Here is a 1,726-nt window from a genome sequence, read left to right as displayed (position 1 = left end):
TGGTCAGGACAGCGAAATCAGCGCCTTACTTGGGAAATGTGGGCTTATGGCAGCTCTGAGGGCCGAGTTCTCTCAGGTCTCCCCTTCAGAGTGGTCGTGGCTCCGTACAGCGGAGAAGCACAAACGCATCCCCGATCACAAGGTCCCTGAAATGGCAGCCCAGGCTCAGATCGAGGCCGAATGGCACAGCGTGAACATTTTTATGCCCCAGCTGATCGCGAGGAACGAAGAAGGCGCCCAGCCCTTTGAAGTTGTGAGGCGGGAAGGGCCTGCAGAACTCAAGGAAACACTCTGGGGGCCGTCTCTGAGGGCTGTGTGTCATCAGGTTCGTTCCTGGCATGCCCGGACGGTCATGGGATCACCTTTCCTCTCGCTCCTCGCTGAGATCCAGATCCGCACGCCCGACGGGGAAATCCACGCGCTTTAAGCCTCTCAGGCCCGCACGCGAAGCGGGCCAGTCCCCCCCATTTGAGGATCATGACATGTGCAAATCAGCACACGAATGCGGCTGGGTAGTGACTTATGTCGCTGCAACTGATGACGGCTATTCCATCGAATTTCTGAACGACGTTGACGGGTTCGGGGATCTGAAATCCGCGACCATTTTCAACAAGGCAGAGACGCCGCTGTTTCCTTCGCAATCATGGGTCCATACGGACCAATTGGCAGACAGCCTGCTGGAGACCATACAGGACAGGTCAGAGCTAATGTGGATTGCCGATTATCAGGCGTTCCCGTGCTCCGAAGAGGGTGCCCCTCTGGTTTGGTGGCATCTCATGGTCTGCCGGTCATGCGGGCACGAGTGGAAAGACGTTTTTGACGAGCCTCGAAGCCGCGTCCGGTGCGCGAAATGCGCGAGCATTGTGGAGGTGCCACCTGATTTAGTGGAGTGGACTGGCCCCTCTCATCCGGTGCTACGCAGCTTGTGGGATAAGCTGCCTCCAGTCGGAATTGAAGCCATAGCCATCGGCAACGGCTTCAAAGCGCGCAAGCTCAGCTCAGGGATCCTTCTAATCGATGAGCTTGGCAACAGGGTAGAGCTCAACAACATCGAAGCCGGTTTAGGAGTGGTTCTGCGACACAGTACGACGGGCACAGAGTTGTCCATATCGATGGACGAAAAGGGTTTTAAACTATCAGAGCGGGAGGACCGCATATGATCACGCCGGTTCAAAGCTTAAAGGAATGCTGCTACAGCTTCTCCCCAAATCCATCTGACAGCCATGCGAGATACCCACGAATGCAACTCGGACGCCCCCTCGATCTATCCGGATTGACCACAGCTCTTTGCGTGGAAGAAGCGGGGGCATGGCACCTCTACAACCCCGAGACGCATATCCCGCCGGCTAAAGCGGCTGTGCTTGATGTGTATGGCCAGATCATCGCTTGCGATGCCCCACACAAAATGCCCCTGGATCCGCGACTGCTGCGCCTCCTGGTCGATGCTGCGGCCGCGCTTCATGGCGAAAAGACGAGAGCGATCGGATGGCAGATCCTCGGGGTAAAACCCAATCGCGGCCGTGCTCTCCTGTCAAAGGATTTGACCGACCTCGAATGGCCGATCTGGCACGCTGCATTGAATTTTGGGTTGGGTCACAGCCGATTTGAACATCCAGACGAATATTTCGGTCGGAGTTAATACAGCTTCACGGAGATCAAAGCACACTGCCAACGTCCCCCCCTTAGACCCGATGATCGCTGTGTGAACTGACTGGGTCGGCGGCCT

3 protein-coding genes are annotated in these 1,726 nt (G+C 56.7%); all 3 read left to right on the top strand.

Annotated elements, in window-relative coordinates; genetic code table 11:
* The coding region (locus tag EG244_RS21285; RefSeq protein WP_233589092.1) for a hypothetical protein at window positions 1-427 on the top strand (427 nt) is incomplete at its 5' end.
* A gap of 55 nt (window positions 428-482) precedes the next feature.
* Complete coding sequence (locus EG244_RS20145; RefSeq protein WP_124966915.1) at window positions 483-1,160, top strand: hypothetical protein; 678 nt, start codon at window positions 483-485, stop codon at window positions 1,158-1,160.
* Window positions 1,157-1,639: a hypothetical protein gene (locus tag EG244_RS20140; RefSeq protein ID WP_124966914.1), complete on the top strand. Its 483-nt coding sequence runs from the start codon at window positions 1,157-1,159 to the stop codon at window positions 1,637-1,639. The genes EG244_RS20145 and EG244_RS20140 overlap by 4 nt, the downstream gene beginning before the upstream one ends.
* The last annotated feature ends 87 nt before the right edge of the window (window positions 1,640-1,726 follow it).

It is taken from the genome of Falsigemmobacter faecalis (assembly GCF_003863335.1).
GTDB lineage: Bacteria > Pseudomonadota > Alphaproteobacteria > Rhodobacterales > Rhodobacteraceae > Wagnerdoeblera > Wagnerdoeblera faecalis.
This window is presented reverse-complemented; position numbering and strand designations above follow the sequence as displayed.